This window comes from Streptomyces sp. NPDC004435 (genome assembly GCF_042873895.1).
Lineage (GTDB): Bacteria > Actinomycetota > Actinomycetes > Streptomycetales > Streptomycetaceae > Streptomyces.
This window is the reverse complement of sequence record NZ_JBIAMB010000004.1, coordinates 338,655-356,840: the sequence shown is the minus strand read 5'-3', so window position 1 is coordinate 356,840 and position 18,186 is coordinate 338,655. Positions and strand designations below refer to the sequence as shown.

At 74.7% G+C, this 18,186-nt stretch carries 14 protein-coding genes; 4 read left to right on the top strand and 10 right to left on the bottom strand.

Annotation, left to right across the window (positions count from 1 at the left end; all coding sequences use genetic code 11):
* Positions 1-227 precede the first annotated feature (227 nt).
* Complete coding sequence (locus ACFYT9_RS09575; protein WP_376606031.1) at positions 228-845, top strand: hypothetical protein; 618 nt, start codon at positions 228-230, stop codon at positions 843-845.
* 61 nt (positions 846-906) lie between these two features.
* Here the strand turns inward: ACFYT9_RS09575 and ACFYT9_RS09570 are convergent, their stop codons facing one another.
* The 3 genes from ACFYT9_RS09570 to purN form a co-directional block, all read right to left on the bottom strand.
* On the bottom strand, positions 907-2,346 hold the full coding sequence (locus tag ACFYT9_RS09570) for a DUF2079 domain-containing protein (protein ID WP_387280573.1): 1,440 nt from the start codon (positions 2,344-2,346) through the stop codon (positions 907-909).
* 96 nt (positions 2,347-2,442) lie between these two features.
* The gene (gene purH, locus ACFYT9_RS09565) at positions 2,443-4,002 is read right to left on the bottom strand and encodes a bifunctional phosphoribosylaminoimidazolecarboxamide formyltransferase/IMP cyclohydrolase (RefSeq protein ID WP_389161993.1); all 1,560 of its coding nucleotides are present in this window, start codon (positions 4,000-4,002) and stop codon (positions 2,443-2,445) included.
* Positions 3,983-4,612 carry a phosphoribosylglycinamide formyltransferase gene (gene purN, locus ACFYT9_RS09560; RefSeq protein WP_376602894.1) on the bottom strand — a complete coding sequence of 210 codons (630 nt, stop codon included), beginning with the start codon at positions 4,610-4,612 and terminating at the stop codon, positions 3,983-3,985. The genes purH and purN overlap by 20 nt, the downstream gene beginning before the upstream one ends.
* A 240-nt stretch (positions 4,613-4,852) precedes the next feature.
* Here purN and ACFYT9_RS09555 point away from each other — a divergent pair, with 240 nt between their 5' ends.
* The gene (locus ACFYT9_RS09555; protein ID WP_387280575.1) at positions 4,853-5,581 is read left to right on the top strand and encodes a hypothetical protein; all 729 of its coding nucleotides are present in this window, start codon (positions 4,853-4,855) and stop codon (positions 5,579-5,581) included.
* A gap of 25 nt (positions 5,582-5,606) precedes the next feature.
* On the opposite strand, the gene ACFYT9_RS09550 is transcribed toward ACFYT9_RS09555, so the two are convergent.
* Positions 5,607-7,220, bottom strand: coding sequence for a DUF6350 family protein (locus tag ACFYT9_RS09550; protein ID WP_389161991.1), 1,614 nt, complete (start codon positions 7,218-7,220; stop codon positions 5,607-5,609).
* Between the two features lie 119 nt (positions 7,221-7,339).
* Here ACFYT9_RS09550 and ACFYT9_RS09545 point away from each other — a divergent pair, with 119 nt between their 5' ends.
* Complete coding sequence (locus ACFYT9_RS09545; RefSeq protein WP_389161989.1) at positions 7,340-8,728, top strand: helix-turn-helix domain-containing protein; 1,389 nt, start codon at positions 7,340-7,342, stop codon at positions 8,726-8,728.
* Between the two features lie 87 nt (positions 8,729-8,815).
* On the opposite strand, the gene sucD is transcribed toward ACFYT9_RS09545, so the two are convergent.
* The 6 genes from sucD to ACFYT9_RS09515 form a co-directional block, all read right to left on the bottom strand.
* Entirely contained in the window at positions 8,816-9,700 is an 885-nt protein-coding gene (gene sucD, locus ACFYT9_RS09540; protein WP_360321631.1) for a succinate--CoA ligase subunit alpha, read from the bottom strand.
* Positions 9,701-9,721: 21 nt separating this feature from the next.
* Complete coding sequence (sucC, locus tag ACFYT9_RS09535) at positions 9,722-10,900, bottom strand: ADP-forming succinate--CoA ligase subunit beta (protein ID WP_376602240.1); 1,179 nt, start codon at positions 10,898-10,900, stop codon at positions 9,722-9,724.
* 418 nt (positions 10,901-11,318) lie between these two features.
* Positions 11,319-12,524 (bottom strand): VWA domain-containing protein, encoded by a 1,206-nt coding sequence (locus tag ACFYT9_RS09530; RefSeq protein WP_389161987.1) that lies wholly within the window; start codon positions 12,522-12,524, stop codon positions 11,319-11,321.
* Positions 12,521-14,872 carry a DUF5682 family protein gene (locus ACFYT9_RS09525; protein WP_389161985.1) on the bottom strand — a complete coding sequence of 784 codons (2,352 nt, stop codon included), beginning with the start codon at positions 14,870-14,872 and terminating at the stop codon, positions 12,521-12,523. Before ACFYT9_RS09525 ends, ACFYT9_RS09530 begins: the two co-directional genes overlap by 4 nt.
* Entirely contained in the window at positions 14,869-16,026 is a 1,158-nt protein-coding gene (locus ACFYT9_RS09520; RefSeq protein ID WP_389161983.1) for an AAA family ATPase, read from the bottom strand. Before ACFYT9_RS09520 ends, ACFYT9_RS09525 begins: the two co-directional genes overlap by 4 nt.
* A gap of 119 nt (positions 16,027-16,145) precedes the next feature.
* Positions 16,146-16,568 (bottom strand): MmpS family transport accessory protein, encoded by a 423-nt coding sequence (locus ACFYT9_RS09515; RefSeq protein WP_387279782.1) that lies wholly within the window; start codon positions 16,566-16,568, stop codon positions 16,146-16,148.
* A 171-nt stretch (positions 16,569-16,739) separates the two neighbouring features.
* Between ACFYT9_RS09515 and ACFYT9_RS09510 the strand changes: the two genes are divergently transcribed.
* Entirely contained in the window at positions 16,740-18,080 is a 1,341-nt protein-coding gene (locus tag ACFYT9_RS09510; RefSeq protein ID WP_389161981.1) for an SWIM zinc finger family protein, read from the top strand.
* Positions 18,081-18,186 lie beyond the last annotated feature (106 nt).

Genomic DNA, 18,186 nt, shown 5'->3' with positions numbered 1-18,186 from the left:
CCGCGGCTCCCGCCACGGCTTCCGGCGGAGCCGCGCGGGCCGGAGGGAAGGGTTGCACTTGCACAACTCCGGTGCGTATCGACTGGACAACACCTCGGAGCTACGAGGACGATGACCAGCGCAGTGCCGCGGAAAGTGCCGGGGGGAATCCGCTCACATGCCGTGAAAGTCCCTCCTCGCGGGCCGCGTCCGTCCCCGCACGAGAACCTTCACGGAGGAAACACCCGATGAGCTTCGGCGAACCGAACAACCCCTACGGCCAGCCGCCGCAGGGTCAGCCGGGCTACGGCTACCCGCAGGCCCCCCAGGGCGTCCCGCAGCAGGGCGCCTACGGCTACCCGGCCGCCCCGCCCGTCGCGCCGTACGGCGCCTACCCGGGCGGCCCGAACCAGTTCCCGCAGTCGATGCCGGGGCTGCTGGTGACGGCTCGGGTGTTCCTCTACCTGGTCGCGGCGGCGCAGATCGCGATCGCGATCTACTTCGCGTACGTCGCCGCGATCGCCAACGACCTCGCGAACGGCATCAACGACGTCCGTGCCGAGACCGGGATCGATGTCGCCATCGGCGGCGCGGTCATCATCGCCCTGATCGCGGCCGGTCTCGCCGCGTTGTCGATCACCCTCGGCGTCAAGTTCGGCAACGGCGGCCAGGGCATCCGGATCACCACCGTGGTCTACGGCGCGCTCGGCGGTGTCGTGGGCCTCATCCTGCTCTTCGCGTCCTTCGACACCCAGCTCGCCAGCGCGAAGATCTTCCCGGTGCTGTGGGTCGTCTTCGCCGCCGTCATCACCGCCGCCCCCGTCGTCCCCAGCGGCACCGCCTGGTTCGCCCGCCCGCGGTACTGACCCGCGCGGCACGCCGAAGGGGCCCGGTTCTCCCTGGAACCGGGCCCCTTCGGCGTGTCCGCTACTTCTTCCTCAGCACCGCGAAGCCGTCCGAGCGGTGGACGATCTCGTACGCCGCCTCCGGGTGCAACTGCGAAGCCGTCACCGCCGGGTCCGAGGTCTGGCCGGACCAGCCGCGCAGGTCGAGCGCGAGGTAGTCGGGGGTCGCGCCCTTCGCGGTGCCGATCCAGTAGACCTTGTGGTCCGCGGTGAGGTGGGCCAGGAGGGGGACGTCGGCCTCCACGCTGGCGCCCTCCGGGACCGCCGCGACGGCCGCGCGGGCCTGGTCGGCGCGGGCGTCGGCGGCGTACGTCTCGGACTTCAGCAGATCGCGCAGCGGGAGGTTCGCGGCGAGGGTGAGCCCGACGGCCGTGGCGGCGGCGACGGCGACCTTGCCGTACGCGGCGAGCCAGGGGCGGGGCGAGGTGCGGACCGCGCGGACGGCCTCGACCAGGGCCAGGAAGACGATCGGCATCAGGACGGCGCTGTAGTGCCAGTGCATGCCCCAGTGGTTGGCGTCCTGGGAGACGAAGCGCCAGCCGAGGGTGGGCAGGACGAGCAGCACCAGCGGGGAGCGCAGCGCGAGGAAGCCGGTGATCGCGAGGAGGTAGAGGACCATCTCCCAGCGCTCGCCGGAGGTGAGGGCGGAGCTGATGATCTGGCCGAGGGAGGTCTCGGCGCCGGTGCCCGTCTTCTCGATCTTGGCCCAGTAGTCGTACTGGCCGAGCTTGCTGGCGGCCGGGATGAGGACGAGGACGGTGAGGGCGAAGAAGGCGACGCCGAAGCCGGCGAGGGCGGCGCCGAGCTTCTTCTGGCCCTTGAGGGCGAGGACGACGCCGACCATGGCGACGGTGAGCCCCATGTCCTCCTTCACGAGGACCAGCGGCGCCGCCCAGGCCGCCGCGGCCGTCCAGCGGCCGAGGAGCAGGGCGCGGCAGACGAGGGCGAGCATCGGGACGGCGAAGGCGATCTCGTGGAAGTCGGACTTCACGGCCTCCTGGAGGCCCCAGGAGAGTCCGTACGCGACGGTGAGCGCGATGCCGGTGGCGCGGCTGCCGAGGATCTGCTGGGCGGTGCGGCCGACGACGACGGCGGAGCCGGCGAAGAGCGCGGCCTGCGCGAAGAGCAGCGAGACCGGTGAGGGCCAGAGCCAGTAGAGCGGGGCGAGGAGCGCCGTCACCGGGCTGAAGTGGTCGCCGAGTATCGGGAAGCCGGGGCCCTTGATGTCGACGACGGGGACCCTGAACTCGGCGTAGGAGCGGACGGCCTGCCCGAAGATGCCGAGGTCCCAGGAGGGGGTGCGGAAGTGGTCGTACTGCACCCAGGAGTAGAGGAAGTACAGGGCGGTGAGGACGACCGCGATCAGCACGTACGGGAGGTACGGGACGGGTGCGGGGCCCGCGCCCTCGGCGGGCCGCTCGTCGGCGGGGTCCGCCGCGGGCTTGTTCAGTACGTCCAACACCACGTCTCCACTACTGCCGGCCGGCCCGGGGCCAGACCATTAGACCAGAGACGCCCCCGGGGCCTTCCTGATCAGGAAGGCCCCGGGGGATGGGTCTCAGTGGAAGAAGTGGCGGGTGCCGGTGAGGTACATCGTCACGCCGGCCTTCTTCGCGGCCTCGACGACGAGCTCGTCGCGCATCGAGCCGCCGGGCTGGACGACCGCCTTCACGCCGGCCGCGGTGAGGATCTCCAGGCCGTCGGGGAAGGGGAAGAAGGCGTCGGAGGCGGCGTACGAGCCGCGCGCCCGCTCCTCGCCGGCGCGCTCGACGGCGAGCTTGGCGGAGTCGACGCGGTTGACCTGGCCCATGCCGACGCCGACCGAGGCGCCGTCCTTGGCGAGCAGGATGGCGTTGGACTTGACCGCGCGGCACGCCTTCCAGGCGAAGGCGAGCTCGGCGAGCTCCTCGGCGGAGAGGGCCTCGCCGGTGGCGAGGGTCCAGTGCGCCGGGTCGTCGCCCTCGGCCTGGAGGCGGTCGGTGACCTGGAGCAGGGCGCCGCCGTCGACGGGCTTGACCTCGACCGGGTTGCTGGGGGCGCCCTCGGCGCGCAGCACGCGGATGTTCTTCTTCTTGGCGAGGACCTCGACCGCGCCGTCCTCGTACGCCGGGGCGACGATGACCTCGGTGAAGATCTCGGCGACCTGCTCGGCCAGCTCGACGGTCACCGGGCGGTTGACGGCGATGACGCCGCCGAAGGCGGAGAGCGGGTCGCAGGCGTGGGCCTTGCGGTGGGCCTCGGCGACGTCGGCGCCGATCGCGATGCCGCACGGGTTGGCGTGCTTGATGATCGCGACGCAGGGCTCGGTGTGGTCGTACGCGGCCCGGCGCGCGGCGTCGGTGTCCGTGTAGTTGTTGTACGACATCTCCTTGCCGTGCAGCTGCTCGGCCTCGGCGAGGCCGCCCGTGCCGTCGACGTAGAGGGCGGCGCCCTGGTGCGGGTTCTCGCCGTAGCGCAGGACGTTCTTGCGCACGTAGGTGGCGCCCAGGAAGTCGGGGAAGCCGCTGTCGTCGGCCGCCGCATAGTCGTCGGCGAACCAGGAGGCCACGGCCACGTCGTAGGCGGCGGTGTGCTGGAACGCCTCGCCGGCGAGGCGCTTGCGGGCGGTCAGGTCGAAGCCGCCGTCCTTGACGGCCGCGAGGACGTCGGCGTACCGCTCGGGGCTGGTGACGATGGCGACCGAGGGGTGGTTCTTGGCGGCGGCGCGGACCATCGACGGGCCGCCGATGTCGATCTGCTCGACGCACTCGTCCGGGGTGGCGCCGGAGGCGACGGTCTCGCGGAAGGGGTAGAGGTTCACGACGACCAGGTCGAAGGGCTCCACGCCCAGCTCGGCGAGCTGCTCGCGGTGCGACTCCAGGCGCAGGTCGGCGAGGATGCCGGCGTGCACGCGCGGGTGCAGGGTCTTGACGCGGCCGTCCAGGCACTCGGGAAAGCCGGTCAGCTCCTCGACCTTGGTGACCGGGACGCCGGCGGCGGCGATCTTCCCGGCGGTGGAGCCGGTGGAGACGAGCTCGACACCGGCCTCGTGCAGACCGCGGGCCAGCTCCTCCAGGCCGGTCTTGTCGTAGACGCTGACCAGCGCGCGGCGGATGGGCTTAACGGTGTCCGTGTTCACCGATCTGAACCTTTCGTCCCTCAATGCGGTAGCCGTGCCGGGCGAGACGCCCCACGACGTCGACGAGCAGCGAGCGCTCGACTTCCTTGATGCGCTCGTGCAGAGCGGCTTCATCGTCCGACTCCCGCACCTCGACCGCGCCCTGGGCGATGATCGGGCCGGTGTCGACGCCGTCGTCGACGAAGTGGACGGTGCACCCGGTGACCTTCACGCCGTGGGCGAGCGCGTCACGCACCCCGTGGGCACCGGGAAAACTGGGGAGGAGCGCCGGGTGGGTGTTGACGACCCGGCCGCCGAAGCGGGCGAGGAACTCCTTGCCGAGGATCTTCATGAACCCGGCCGAGACGACGAGGTCCGGCTCGTACGCGGCGGTGGCCTCGGCCAGCGCACGGTCCCACTCCTCGCGGCTCGCGTGGTCCTTCACCCGGCAGACGAAGGTGGGCAGCCCGGCGCGCTCGGCGCGCTCCAGGCCGGCGACGGCCTCGCGGTCGGCGCCGACGGCGACGATCTCGGCGCCGTAGCCCTCGGGGTCGGCGGCGATGCCGTCGAGGAGGGCCTGAAGGTTGGTACCGGACCCGGAGACCAGAACGACAAGGCGGGCGGCAGCCACTGGGTCACTCTTTCCGTGGGTATTTGTACGGTCCTACGAACGAATCGTGCCCGTCGATACGGGGAACCCTACGAATGGCTCGACCGTCAGCAACGATACCGGCACACCGGACGGCCCCCACGGGACGGGGGCGGAGCAGGGGGGTAGCGTCAGGGTCCGACGCGGTGCGCCACCCGGGTGCCACGACGGTCACAACGGTCACGACGACGGTCACGACGACAGAGGGAAGACGTCCAGCAGATGCCGGATCGCCAGTCCACGAACGACAACAACCCGTTCGCCCCGCCGCCCGAGGGCAAGCCCGACGAGCCGTGGCAGCCGCGCCGCCCGGAGGGCCGGGACGGCCGCGAGGGCCCGGACGGCGAGGACGACGCGTCCTCGTCGCCCGTGACGGGCTCGTCCGACGGGCGCTGGAGCCCGCGCCAGCCGGGCCGGTCGTCGGACGGCTTCGGGCGCGGACCGGAGCGCCAAGGCGGCCAGGGCGGCTCCGGCAAGCAGGGGCCCGAGCGGCCGGGGCTGCGCTGGGACCCCACGGACCCGGCCCAGCGGCGGGCGCGGTACGCGGTCCTCGGCGGCATGTGGGCCTTCTTCTTCGCGATCTTCGACATCCCGGAGCTGGCCCTCCTCCTCGGTGCCCTCTCGCTGTACTGGGCGATCAGCTCGCTGCGCACGAAGCCGAAGGCCGGCGCCGAGGTGTCGCCGGAATCACAGTCCGCGTCCCAGCCCGCGGGACGCCCGTCCGCGGCGCCGGGCACCCCGAACCCGGCCCGGTCGATGCGGACGGCGGCGATCAGCGGCCTGGTGGCCTCGGTCGTGGCCCTGGCGATCGTGGGCGTCGGCTTCACGATGCAGCTGGTCTACAAGGACTTCTACGACTGCCGGGACGACGCCCTCACGCACGCGGGCGCGCTGGCCTGCAACGACCTCCTGCCCAAGCCGCTGCGGGACGGCTTCGGGGTGCGCGACTAGCTCGCGCACCCGCACCTCCCGCCTCTCACGTTCCGTCCGCCCCGGTCGTCCCTGACGGCCGGGGCGGTTCCGTGTGCCGCGCGGGGCCCTCGCTCCGGTCCCGCGGGGTCTCCCAGGACGCGGGGAGGTAGTCGTACGGCTCGTAGCCCTCGTCGTCGAAGGAGGCGAGGGGGTCGAGCGGGTCGAACGGGTCGAGGGCGAAGTCCCCGCCGTGGCGGAGGGGGTCCGCCGGCTTCGGGGCGGCGCCGGACGCGGCCAGGACCGGCTCCGGTGGCCGCGACTCCTTCCGCTTCCTCCACCACCTGGACGCCTTGGGGGGCTCCACGACCTCGGGCTGCTCGGGCGCCTCGGGCTGCTTCGTCGCCTTGGGCGGCTTCGTCGCCTTGGGCGGCTTGGGCTGCTTCGGCGGCTTGGGCGGCTTGGGCGGCTCCGGGGCCTCGGAGTGCTTCACGCGGGGCACCCGGCGGCCCCAGGCCCGTACCGCCAGCGCCGTCGGCAGACCGACGCCCACGCCCCACAGCACCGCCGCCGCGCCCGCCTGCCACCACACCGGGCCGAAGGCGAGCAGCCGGCCCGAGCCGAGCGGGCCGCCCGCCGCACCCGCCAGGACGGCGACCGCCGCGCCGGAGGCCCAGGCCGCGCCCAGCGCCGCGAGCGCCGTCTCACGGGCCTCGCCGGTGCCGGTCGAGCGGCCGACCGACCGGCCCAGCGCCACCGCCGCGACCAGCGGCACCGCCGCCGCGGCCCACTGCGGCCAGCCGCCGGGCCCTTCCGGCGGCAGGGCCGCCAGGAGCGGGAAGGGCGGTACTGCGGGGTCACCGGTGAGGCCCAGCGGGGTCGCCGACGCGCCCGTGCCCAGCGCGAAGCCGGGACCGAGGCCGTACGCCGCCGCCCACACCGCCGCATTGGGCAGCAGGACGAGGACGAGCAGCGCCAGCGTCACCCGTCCGGACCACTCCCCCGCGAGTCCCTCGTACGAGACCCGCGCCGCGCCCGCGCGCCAGACCAGCGCGGTCCCGGCCAGCACCGCCCCGCCCGCGAGGAGCGTGAGCAGGCCGGTCCCCGCCCCGCGCAGCGCGGCGGCGGTCTCCTCCCGGCCCGGCAGCGGCCGGCCCAGCGCGGTCCAGACGCCCGCGCCCGCCGCGCCGACGGCCACGGCGGGCAGCCACAGTCCGGCGGTGACGAGGTCGGCGGGGAGCGGCCCGCTCGCGCTGTAGACCACGATCACGGCCGCGACCAGCAGATACCCGCCCGAGACCGCGCCGAGCGCACCCGCGGGCGAGGGCCGGGGGCGGGTGCTGTCGGCCGGGTCGAGGGTGGAGCGCGCGGTCCGGAAGACCAGCCAGACCGGCAGCACGGCCGTCAGCAGCGGCACCACCCCGAGGGGCGCGGGCAGCCCGCTGAGCGTGTCGGTGCGGACGAGGTCCACGCCGTGGGCGAGCAGCCAGAGCCCGGCGGCGACGTGGAGGGCTCCGCCGGCGCCGCTGTCGGGGAACGGCGAGCTGATCCACACCGCGATCACCAGGACCGCGAGCGCGCCGACGCCGAGTCCGGCGGCGACCCCGCCGCGGACGCAGGCGGTGGCGAACGCGGCGGAACGCCCGCCCTGGACCAGGGAGTGCTCGGTCAGGTGGGTCACGGGGCCATGCTGCCAACGACACGCGCTTTCGCGGCGTAACAGGCAAACATCCGTTGTGTCGCTCAATATACGTTTATGTACTTTTCCGCCCAGACGTGTGCTGCGGGAGGTCGACGCCGATGAGCCAGACGAGCCGGGGCGGCGACACCGCGCCCCCCTCCACCGCCCCATCGCTGCCGACTCCGAAGGAGCGGCGCAGACTGCGCGAGGCCCTCTCCCTGAGCGAGGAGCAGGTCGCCGAGGCCATGGGCGTCACGAAGGCCACGGTCAAGGCATGGGAGACCGGCCGTTCGTCCCCCCGCGGCCGCAAGCGCGAGGCATACACGAAGCTGCTCACCGACACGGAGCCGACGGCGCCGTCCGAGGCGGCGACGCCGTCCGGGCCGACGGCGCCGCCCGGCGGGGCTTCCGAGACCGGCCCTGCCGCCCGGGCCGAGGGGCGGGCCCCCGCGCCGCCCACCGCTCCGGCACCCACCCCCGCCACGGCGAACGTGCGGCCCAAGGCCGCCGCCAAACGAGCCGCGAAGCCCCCCAGGGCCCCCTCCCCCGCGCGCTCGATCACCCCCGCCGGCCGGCGCCCGAAGCCGGAACCCAGGCCGGAGTCCGCGCACGCGTCCCCACCGGAGTCCGCGCATGCGTCCGCCCCGGAGTCCACGCCCACGTCCGCCCCGGCACCCGCGCCGGAAGCCACCGGGGCGCCGTACCCCGACCTCACCCCCGAGCAGGCGTTCGACGCCCTGTACGGGTACGCGGCCCCCGGCCTCGTCCACCAGACCTATCTGCTGACCGGGCGCCGCCGGCTCTCCCAGGAGGCCGTCGAGCACGCCTTCCACCACGCGTGGGAGCACTGGCCCGAGGTGGCCGTGGACCCCGACCCGGTCGGCTGGGTGCGGGCGACGGCGTACGAGTACGCCCTCTCGCCCTGGCACCGGCTGCGCCGCGCCCACAAGCACCCCGACTCGCCGCCGGCCGACGCGGGCCGGCGGGCGCTGCTCGGCGCGCTGCTCGACCTGCCGGCGCCGTACCGGCGGACCCTGCTGCTCTACGACGGACTCGGGCTCGACCTGCCGGAGACGGCCGCCGAGACGGAGGCCAGCACGCCGGCCGCCGCCAACCGGCTGCTGTACGCGCGCGAGGCGATCGGCCGGGCCGTGCCGGAGCTCGCGGAGCCCGAGGCGCTCCAGCGGCGGCTCGGCGCGCTGGTCACGGAGGCGCCGGCGGCGACGCTCCCCGGGGCGCGCACGATCCGCGGCGGCAGCGAGCGGCGGACCCGGCTGATGACCCGGACGGTCGCCGGCGCGACGGCGGTCCTCATCGGGCTCACGGCCATCTCGGCGTGGACGGCGCCGACCCGCTACATCCCGGAGGTCGCCCCCGGGCAGATCGTGAACGGCGTCCCGGTGCGCGGCGGGCCGCAGAAGCTCGGCGAGGAGGACGTGGAGCTCCGCGACAGGCTGCGGTCCGAGCCGAACCCCGGCCCGGAGCGGCTGATCCCGGCCGCGGAGTAGTCCGTCCCGGACACGCGCGTGGGCCCCGCCCCCGGTCTCCCGGGGGCGGGGCCCACGTGCCTACGGCCTGTCAGGCGGTGCCGTGCGTCAGCCCGCGAGGATGGCGCGCGCCAGCTTGGCGGTCTCGGTGGGGGTCTTGCCGACCTTCACACCGGCGGCCTCCAGGGCCTCCTTCTTCGCCTGGGCGGTGCCGGAGGAGCCGGAGACGATGGCGCCGGCGTGGCCCATGGTCTTGCCCTCGGGCGCGGTGAAGCCCGCGACGTAGCCGACGACCGGCTTGGTGACGTTGGCCTTGATGAAGTCGGCCGCACGCTCCTCGGCGTCGCCGCCGATCTCGCCGATCATCACGATGAGGTCGGTCTCCGGGTCGGCCTCGAAGGCCGCCAGGGCGTCGATGTGCGTGGTGCCGATGACCGGGTCGCCACCGATGCCGACGGCGGAGGAGAAGCCGATGTCACGGAGCTCGTACATCATCTGGTACGTCAGCGTGCCGGACTTCGAGACCAGGCCGATGCGGCCCGGCTTCGTGATGTCGCCCGGGATGATGCCGGCGTTCGACTGGCCCGGGGTGATGAGGCCGGGGCAGTTCGGGCCGATGAGGCGGGTCTTGTTGCCCTTCTCCACGGCGTACGCGTAGAACGCGGCGGAGTCGTGGACGGCGATGCCCTCGGTGATGACGACGGCGAGGGGGATCTCGGCGTCGATCGCCTCGACGACGGCGGCCTTGGCGAAGGCCGGCGGCACGAAGAGGACCGAGACGTTGGCGCCGGTCTCCTTCATGGCCTCGGCGACGGAGCCGAAGACGGGGACCTCGGTGCCGTCGAAGTCGACCTTCTGGCCGGCCTTGCGCGGGTTCACGCCACCGACGATGTTGGTGCCGTCACCCAGCATGAGCTTGGTGTGCTTCATGCCCGTGGCACCGGTCATGCCCTGGACGATGACCTTGCTGTCCTTGTTGAGGAAGATAGCCATGGCTGTTCTGTCCCTCTTCCCTTACTTCGCGGCCGCGAGCTCGGCGGCCTTGTCGGCCGCGCCGTCCATGGTGTCCACGCGCTGCACGAGCGGGTGGTTGGCGTCCGACAGGATCTTGCGACCCAGCTCCGCGTTGTTGCCGTCGAGACGGACGACGAGCGGCTTGGTGACCTCTTCGCCCTTCGAGGCGAGGAGCTCCAGGGCCTGCACGATGCCGTTGGCGACCTCGTCACAGGCGGTGATGCCGCCGAAGACGTTGACGAACACGGACTTGACGTCCGCGTCGCCGAGGATGATCTCCAGGCCGTTCGCCATGACCTCGGCGGAGGCGCCGCCGCCGATGTCGAGGAAGTTGGCCGGCTTCACGCCGCCGTGGTTCTCACCGGCGTACGCGACGACGTCCAGGGTCGACATGACCAGGCCGGCGCCGTTGCCGATGATGCCGACCTCGCCGTCGAGCTTGACGTAGTTGAGGCCCTTGGCCTTGGCGGCGGCCTCCAGCGGGTTGGCCGCGGCCTTGTCCTCCAGGGCCTCGTGCTCCGGCTGGCGGAAGTCGGCGTTCTCGTCGAGCGAGACCTTGCCGTCGAGGGCGAGGATGCGGCCGTCCTTGGTCTTCACCAGCGGGTTGACCTCGACGAGGAGGGCGTCCTCGGCGACGAAGGTGTCCCACAGGGTGACCATGGCCTCGGCGACGCCCTCGGCGACCTCGGCCGGGAACTTCGCCAGGGCGACGATCTCGCGGGCCTTCTCCAGGGTGACGCCGTCGTTGGCGTTGACCGGGACCTTCGCGAGGGCCTCGGGGGTCTTCTCCGCGACCTCCTCGATGTCCATGCCGCCCTGCACCGAGGCCATCGCCAGGAAGGTGCGGTTGGTGCGGTCGAGGAGGTACGAGACGTAGTACTCCGCCTCGATCTCCGGGGACAGCTCGGCGATCATCACCTTGTGGACCGTGTGGCCCTTGATGTCCATGCCCAGGATGTCCGTCGCGCGGGCGACGGCCTCGTCCGGGGTGGCGGCGAGCTTGACGCCGCCGGCCTTGCCGCGGCCGCCGACCTTCACCTGGGCCTTGACGACCGACTTGCCGCCAAGACGCTCGGTGGCCTCGCGCGCCGCCTCAGGCGTGTCGATGACTTCACCGGCCAGCACCGGTACACCGTGCTTGGCGAAGAGGTCCCTCGCCTGGTACTCGAACAGGTCCACGCGCGTCCCTTTTCTAGATGATCGCGGTTCGTTGTCTGCGTGGGCGTGCCGCGGAGGGCAACGTGACTGCGCTGTCACTAGGGAGGCGTACACGGTGTCCGTGGACGCGGCATGTCCGTCTCGCAGGTTATCCCCGTGGGACCTGGGTCCCTAAATCGCAGATCACAACCGAGCGGTGATACGGGTCACAGAACGTAGGGGCGGCAGGGCTGTCCGTGGGCATCGGCCCGCCCCTCCCCGGGGCCCATGGGGCAGGCGGGAGGCGGGGGTTGCGTGCCTCACGCCACGCCGGGGCCGCGGGTGAGGCTCGCCCCGGCATCACTGTGATATGGGCCTCAGTCGGGTCGCGGACGCCCGTCCGGGTGGCCGGGCGACGACGGATTCCGCACGGCGCGGCGACCGGCCCGCCGGACGCCGCTCAGACGGTGTCCGGTACCGGCAGCGGCCGCTTCTCCAGGGCGGCCGCCATCACCTCGGGGAAGAGGTCGGGGGTGCAGGCGAAGGCGGGGGCGCCGAGGGCGGCGAGCGCGGCGGCGTGGTCGCGGTCGTAGGCGGGGGCGCCCTCGTCGGAGAGGGCGAGCAGGGCGACGAACTGGACTCCGGAGGCCTTCATCGCGGCGACCCGCTTCAGCATCTCGTCGCGGATCCCGCCCTCGTACAGGTCGCTGACGAGGACGACGACGGTGTCGGCGGGGCGGGTGATCCGCGACTGGCAGTGGGCGAGCGCGCGGTTGATGTCGGTGCCGCCGCCGAGCCGGGTGCCGAAGAGGACGTCCACGGGGTCGTCGAGCGCGTCGGTGAGGTCCACGACGGAGGTGTCGAAGACGACGAGCCGGGTGGCGACGGAGGGGAGGGAGGCGAGGACGGCGCCGAAGACGGAGGCGTACACGACGGAGGCGGCCATCGAGGCGGACTGGTCGACGCAGAGCACCACCTCCTTGCGGACCGCCCGGGAGGCGCGGCCGTGGCCGACCAGCCGCTCGGGGACGACCGTGCGGTGCTCGGGGAGGTAGTGCCTCAGGTTGGCCCGCAGGGTGCGGTCCCAGTCGATGTCCCGGTGGCGGGGGCGGCTGATCCGGGCGGAGCGGTCGAGGGCGCCGGTGACGGTCGTCCTGGTGCGGCTCGCGAGCCGTGCCTCCAGGTCGGCGACGACCTTGCGGACGACGGCCCTCGCGGTCTCCCGGGTGGTCTCCGGCAGCGCCTGGTGGAGCGACAGCAGGGTGCCGACGAGGTGGACGTCGGGCTCGACGGCCTCCAGCATCTCCGGCTCCAGGAGGAGCGGGGCGAGCCCGAGCCGGTCGATGGCGTCGCGCTGCATGACCTGCACGACGGAGGTGGGGAAGTAGGTGCGGATGTCGCCGAGCCAGCGGGCGACGGAGGGCGCGGAGCCGCCGAGCCCGCCCCTGCGCTCGCCGCCGCCTTCCTTGCCGTCCTCGCCGTCCCGGCTGTCGTAGAGGGCGGAGAGGGCGGAGTCCATGGCGGCGTCGGTGCCGGACAGCGCCCGGCCGGTGCCCTCGGCTCCGCCGCCTCCGAGGACGAGCCGCCAGCGGCGGAGCCGCTCGTCGGCGGTGGGGGTGAGGGCTGCGGTGGGGGCGGGGGCTGCGGTGGGGCCGGTCGGGCTCATGCGGGTGCCTCCGTACCGAGGACGAGAGCGAGGAGGGGGAGGACCCCGTCGGCCCGCTCCCCGTCGAGGGCGGCGGCGAAGCCGGGGACGAGGACGGCGGCACCGGCGGCGGTGGCCCCGGGCCCCCGGGCGACGAGCTCGCCGAGGGTGCGCCGCACGCCCGGCTCGTAGGCCCCGAAGGTGCGCCGCAGCAGCGGCAGGACGTCGGGGAACGCCTCGGCCGGTACGCCGGTGAGCCAGCCGTCGACGAGTGCGAGGAGCCGCTCGTCGTGGACGAGGAGCAGCCCGCCGCCTGATCCGCCCACGAAGCCGTCGAGCCAGCCGGCGGCGTCGGCGGGCCCGCTCCCGGTCGAGAGCGCGAGCGCCATGAGCCGAGCGGTCTCGTCGTCGCCGAGCCGCCCTTCGTCCAGCAGGATCCGCACGGCTCTCCCCCGCAGGACGCCGGGCACCCGCTCCGCTCCGGCGAGCCGCCGCAGGACGCCGGCCCAACGGGAGGCGAGGGCGCCGCCCTCGGCCGCGTGGGCGCCGGGTTCGGCCGCGTGGGTGCCGTCCTCGGCCGCGTGGGGGGCGGGGAGGAGGGCGAGGGCGCTGTGGACGGCGTCGACACGGTCGCGCATCCGGGCGGCGGCTTCGGGGTCGAGGTGGACGCAGGCGGGCGGGAGGCCCACGCAGATCCGCTCGGCGAGTCCCGCGGCGACGTCGGCGAGGGCGGCGGTGCCGGTGCCGCGCACGTCGCCGTAGCGCAGGGCGCGGGCGAGGGCGGGGAGCGCGTCGGCGAGGCGGGCCACGTCGGTGTCGAGGGCGGCCCGGTCGGCGAGGGCGCCCAGGACGGTGGGCAGCGCGTCGGCGAGACCGGCGAGCAGGCACTTCTCGGCGAGGGCGGTGATCTCGCCGAGGGAGTCGGCGGAGCGGGCGCGGGACGCGGTGAGCGCGGTGGCGGCGGCTTCGACGGTGGTGCCCCAGACGCCGGCCTCGGCGACCCGGACGTGCAGTTCTGGCTGCCAGCGCAGCCGCCAGGACTCGCGGAAGGTGCCGGTGCCGGTGCGTCCCTCGGCGGGTTCGCCCCAGTCGACGCCGAGGAGCCGGAGCCGGTGCAGGAGGCGGCTGCGGGCGGCGTCGGTCCCGCCGCGGAGGTCGAGGTCGAGCTCGCGCTCCGCGGCCTCGGGCTTGAGGCGCAGCGAGCGCTGGAGGCGGTTCAGGTCGCGCTGGAGCGGGACGGCGGGCGCGGCGGCCGGGACCTCGCCGAGGAGGTCGCCGACGACGAGCCGGTCCCGGACGAGGGCGAGCGGCACGTCGGAGCCCTCGCAGAGGACGGCCCGCACGGCGTCGGTGGTCTCGGCGAGGCCGGGGCGGGGCCGGCCGCGCAGGGCGGCGAGGGCCTCCGCGAGGCGGACGGCCTCGATGACGTGGGCGGAGGAGACGGGGTGGTCGGCCTCGCGGAGCAGTCCGGCGACCTTGGTCATCCAGCGCTCGACGGGCCGGTCGGGGGCGGCGTACAGGTGCCCGTACCAGCCGGGGGACTCGATCCCGGCGCCGTATCCGGAGCGGCGGGCAAGTCGGCGGTGGGTCCAGGGGACCCAGGTCAGTTCGGCCTTGACCTTGGGCAGGCCCCTGAGGAGGGCGCGGTCGGCGGTGACGGTGGTGCGGCGGGCGAGGGCGGGGACGTGCCAGGCTCCGCAGACGACGGCGACGGCGTCGCCGAACTCCTTGCGGGCGGCGCGCAGCCGCAGCCGCATGTGGGCCTCGCGGACGAGGTCGCGCGGGTGGCCGCCGTGTCCGTACCGCTCGCGGAGGGCCGTCATGGCGTCGGCGAGGGCGGCGAAGGGGGCGAGGGGGTCGGCGTCCCCGCGGAGTTCGACGACGTCCTCCCACCACTGCTCGGGGTCCTGGTGCCCGGCGGCGCGGGCGAGTTCGGCGAGCGGGTCGACGCGGGCGGTGCCGTCGGCCTCCTCGTCGCCGTCGCCCCAGGTGGGGTCGGTGGCGGCGAGGGTGTGGGCGGCGGGCAGGTCGACGAAGCGGACCGGGACGCCGCGGCCGACGGCCCAGCGGAGGGCGGTCCACTCGGGCGAGAAGGCGGCGAAGGGCCAGAAGGCCGCCCGGCCGGGGTCGTCGGCGGCGTGGGCGAGGAGGGCGACGGGCGGCCGCAGCTCCGGGTCGGCGGCGAGACCGGCGAGGGCGTCGGCGTCGGCGGGTCCTTCGATCAGCACCGCGTCGGGCCGGGCCGCGTCCAGTGCGGCGCGCACCCCGCGCGCGGAGCCGGGTCCGTGGTGCCGCACCCCGAGCAGCAGGGGGCCGGGCCGCCGCTCCCGGGGCTCGGCCGCGGCGGGTGCCGTGGCGAGGGCCGTCATGCGCTCACCTCGCGGCAGGCGCGGTAGAAGTCCTTCCAGCCGTCGCGTTCTCTGACCACGGTCTCCAGGTACTCCTGCCAGACGATCCGGTCGGAGGCCGGGTCGCGGACGACGGCGCCGAGGAGTCCGGCGGCGACGTCGGAGGGGCGCAGCTCGCCGTCCCCGAAGTGGGCGGCGAGGGCGAGGCCGCCGGTGACGACGGAGATGGCCTCGGCGGTGGAGAGCGTCCCGGAGGGGGACTTGAGCTTGGTGCGGCCGTCGGCGGTGACGCCTTCGCGCAGTTCGCGGAAGACGGTGACGACCCGTCGGATCTCCTCGACACCCTCGGGCAGGGCGGGCAGTTCGAGGGAGCGGCCGAGCTGTTCCACCCGGCGGGCGACGATGTCGACCTCGTCCTCGGGGGTGGCGGGCAGCGGCAGCACCACGGTGTTGAAGCGGCGGCGGAGCGCGCTGGAGAGGTCGTTGACCCCCCGGTCGCGGTCGTTGGCGGTGGCGATGAGGTTGAAGCCGGGGACGGCCTGGACCTGCTCGCCGAGTTCGGGGACGGGCAGGGTCTTCTCGGACAGGATCGTGATGAGCGTGTCCTGCACGTCGGCGGGGATGCGGGTGAGCTCCTCGACGCGGGCGGTCATGCCCTGGTCCATGGCCCGCATGACGGGGCTGGGGACGAGGGCGGCGCGGCTGGGGCCCTCGGCGAGCAGCCGGGCGTAGTTCCACCCGTACCGGATGGCCTCCTCGGGGGTGCCGGCGGTGCCCTGGACGAGGAGGGTGGAGTCGCCGCTGACGGCGGCCGCGAGGTGCTCGGAGACCCAGGTCTTGGCGGTGCCGGGGACGCCGAGGAGCAGCAGGGCGCGGTCGGTGGCGAGGGTGGTGACGGCGACCTCGACGATGCGGCGGGGGCCGACGTACTTGGGTGTGATCACGGTGCCGCCGGGAAGGGTGCCGCCGAGCAGGTAGGTGGCGACGGCCCAGGGCGAGAGGCGCCAGCGGGCGGGCCGGGGGCGGTCGTCGGCGGCGGCGAGCGCGGAGAGTTCGTGGGCGAAGGCGTCCTCCGCGCGGGGTCGGAGGGCCTCGGCGGCGGGTCGCGGCCTGCCCGGGCCGGTGTCCGTCACGGCACCGGCGCCGGGCTGCGGGATGGTTGCGGGCACGGTCATGGATCCCCCTCCAGATCGTTCGACCTGTTGTGCGATCCACGGTGCACCACGCCACTGACAATCGGCTGTCGTCGCGGGTCGGGGCGGGTGCGGGCGCCCGAAGGGCGCTTCGCGAAGGGTCAGTTGAAGACCGGGGAGACGGCGACGCAGCCGCCGGCCATGGCCGCCTCACCCTTGGCCTCCTTGAGGACCTTGCCCTGGTAGACGACCTTGCAGGTGAGGTCGGCGGGCTTGGTGGAGACCGGCATGACGGCGGGCGGCATGATGCCGTGCAGCTTCACCGTCCTGGTCCACGGGGCGGTGGGCTTCTTCTCGCTCTCGACCTTCGGCTGCGTCGCGGCGCCGTCGCCGGCGTGGTAGTCGATGGACACCAGGTCCGAGCCGGTGACCTCGTAGGTCACCTCGTAGCTCTCGACGACGGCCTTGTCGACCTGATCGGCGGCCTTGTCGGCCACTTCGGAACAGGCGCCGAGCCCGAGCGCGAGGCCGGTGACGGCGAGGGCCGAGACGGCGGCGCGGACGGTTCGGACGGTGCGGCTCATGGTGGTACTCCCCTGCACGGTGGTGCGGTCGTAGAGGTCGCGCGCTGGTTCGCGCGAGCTCGCGCACAGCACCGTAGGGGAGCGGTGGGCCGTCCTGTCGCCGGGGCGGCCACCGAGGAGGGAATCCGCAGGTCAACCGCGTTGTCAGTGGCGGAGATTACCGTCAGGTACATGAATGCCATGGGGGTGGGCAGGACGGCTGAGCAGGTGCTGGCACTGGCTCCTGACGAGGCCGCGCGCAGAGCGGTGAGCCGGTTCGGCGCGGCCGGGCCGTGGAGCGGCACGGGCGGTGCCGAGGGCGTCGTCTGGGGGCGGTGCGAGGACAGCGGCGGCACGCCGTACCGGACGCTCGTGGACACGGCGGGACCGGCGTACGCGTGCAGCTGCCGGAGCGTCAGGTCCCCGTGCGAGCACGCGCTCGGACTGCTGCTGCTCCGTGCGTCGGACGGCCCGGCCGTCCCGGACGGGGAGGCGCCGCCCGAGTGGGCCGCGCGTTGGCTCTCGGACCGGCGGGCCCGGGCCAGCGGGGCCGCCCGGAAGGAGGAGGGCCGGCCCCCCGCCGACCCGGAGGCCGCGCGCCGGCGGGCGGAGCGGCGGGCGGCCCGGGTGACGGCGGGCGCGGAGGAGCTGGAGCGGCGGCTCGCCGATCTCGTGCGCGGCGGCCTCGCCGCGGCCGGGCAGCGGGGGTACGGCCTCTGGGAGGAGACCGCGGCCCGCATGGTCGACGCGCAGGCGCCGGGGCTCGCGGGCCGGGTCCGCGAGCTGGGCGCGATACCGGGCTCGGGCCCGGGGTGGCCGGTGCGCCTCCTGGAGGAGTGCGCGCTCACCCATCTCCTGGACCGCGCGTGGCTCGCCGCGGACCGGCTGCCCGCCCCGCTGGCGGCGACCGTACGCACCCGGGTCGGGCTGCCCTCGGTGCCGGGCGGCGCGACGGTGCGCGACCGGTGGCTGGTCCTCGCCCAGTACGACAGCGGGGACGGCCGGCTGACGACCCGCCGGATCTGGCTGTACGGCGCGGAGAGCGGTCGTACGGCACTGCTGCTCTCCTACGGCGCGGCCGGCCGCGCGCCCGCCCTCGCGCTGCCGGTCGGCGCGGTGGTGGACGGCGAGCTGACCCCGCACACGGGTTCCGGGCAGCTCCGCGCGGACCCCGGCGAGGTGCTGCTCCCGGTCGCCGGACCCGGTGCGCCGCCGCCGGGCGGGCCGGTGGGCGCGGCGCTGGACGCGTACGGGCGGGCGCTGCGGGAGGACCCGTGGCTGGACTCCTGGCCGGTGACGCTCGCCCGGGTCGTGCCCGCGCGGGCGGAGTACGGCTGGCAGCTCGCCGACGCGGACGGCGGGGAGGCGCTGCCGCTGACCGGCGGCGACCGCTCCCGCCCCGGCCTGTGGCGGCTCCTCGCCCTCTCGGGCGGCGCCCCCGTGACGGTCTTCGGCGAGTGCGGCCACCGCGGCTTCACCCCCCTGGCCGCCTGGTCCACCGACGCCCCTTCCGAACCGGTTCCCCTGCTGTGAGGGGCCCTGGGCTCGTGCCGGGGCTGCGAGGAGTTCTCCCGTGCCGGGTTGTTCGGGAGCGCCCTGGCCCCGTACGGGGTCGCGAGGATTCCCGGTCCCGTGCCCG

Excerpts from the sequence above, each read along its gene's own strand:
- sucD (WP_360321631.1), bottom strand. The coding sequence starts at position 9,700 with ATGGCTATCTTCCTCAACAAGGACAGCAAGGTCATCGTCCAGGGCATG.
- ACFYT9_RS09575 (WP_376606031.1), top strand. The coding sequence starts at position 228 with ATGAGCTTCGGCGAACCGAACAACCCCTACGGCCAGCCGCCGCAGGGT.
- ACFYT9_RS09545 (WP_389161989.1), top strand. The coding sequence starts at position 7,340 with ATGAGCCAGACGAGCCGGGGCGGCGACACCGCGCCCCCCTCCACCGCC.
- ACFYT9_RS09510 (WP_389161981.1), top strand. The coding sequence starts at position 16,740 with ATGAATGCCATGGGGGTGGGCAGGACGGCTGAGCAGGTGCTGGCACTG.
- ACFYT9_RS09515 (WP_387279782.1), bottom strand. The coding sequence starts at position 16,568 with ATGAGCCGCACCGTCCGAACCGTCCGCGCCGCCGTCTCGGCCCTCGCC.
- ACFYT9_RS09525 (WP_389161985.1), bottom strand. The coding sequence starts at position 14,872 with ATGACGGCCCTCGCCACGGCACCCGCCGCGGCCGAGCCCCGGGAGCGG.
- ACFYT9_RS09555 (WP_387280575.1), top strand. The coding sequence starts at position 4,853 with ATGCCGGATCGCCAGTCCACGAACGACAACAACCCGTTCGCCCCGCCG.
- ACFYT9_RS09530 (WP_389161987.1), bottom strand. The coding sequence starts at position 12,524 with ATGAGCCCGACCGGCCCCACCGCAGCCCCCGCCCCCACCGCAGCCCTC.
- ACFYT9_RS09520 (WP_389161983.1), bottom strand. The coding sequence starts at position 16,026 with ATGACCGTGCCCGCAACCATCCCGCAGCCCGGCGCCGGTGCCGTGACG.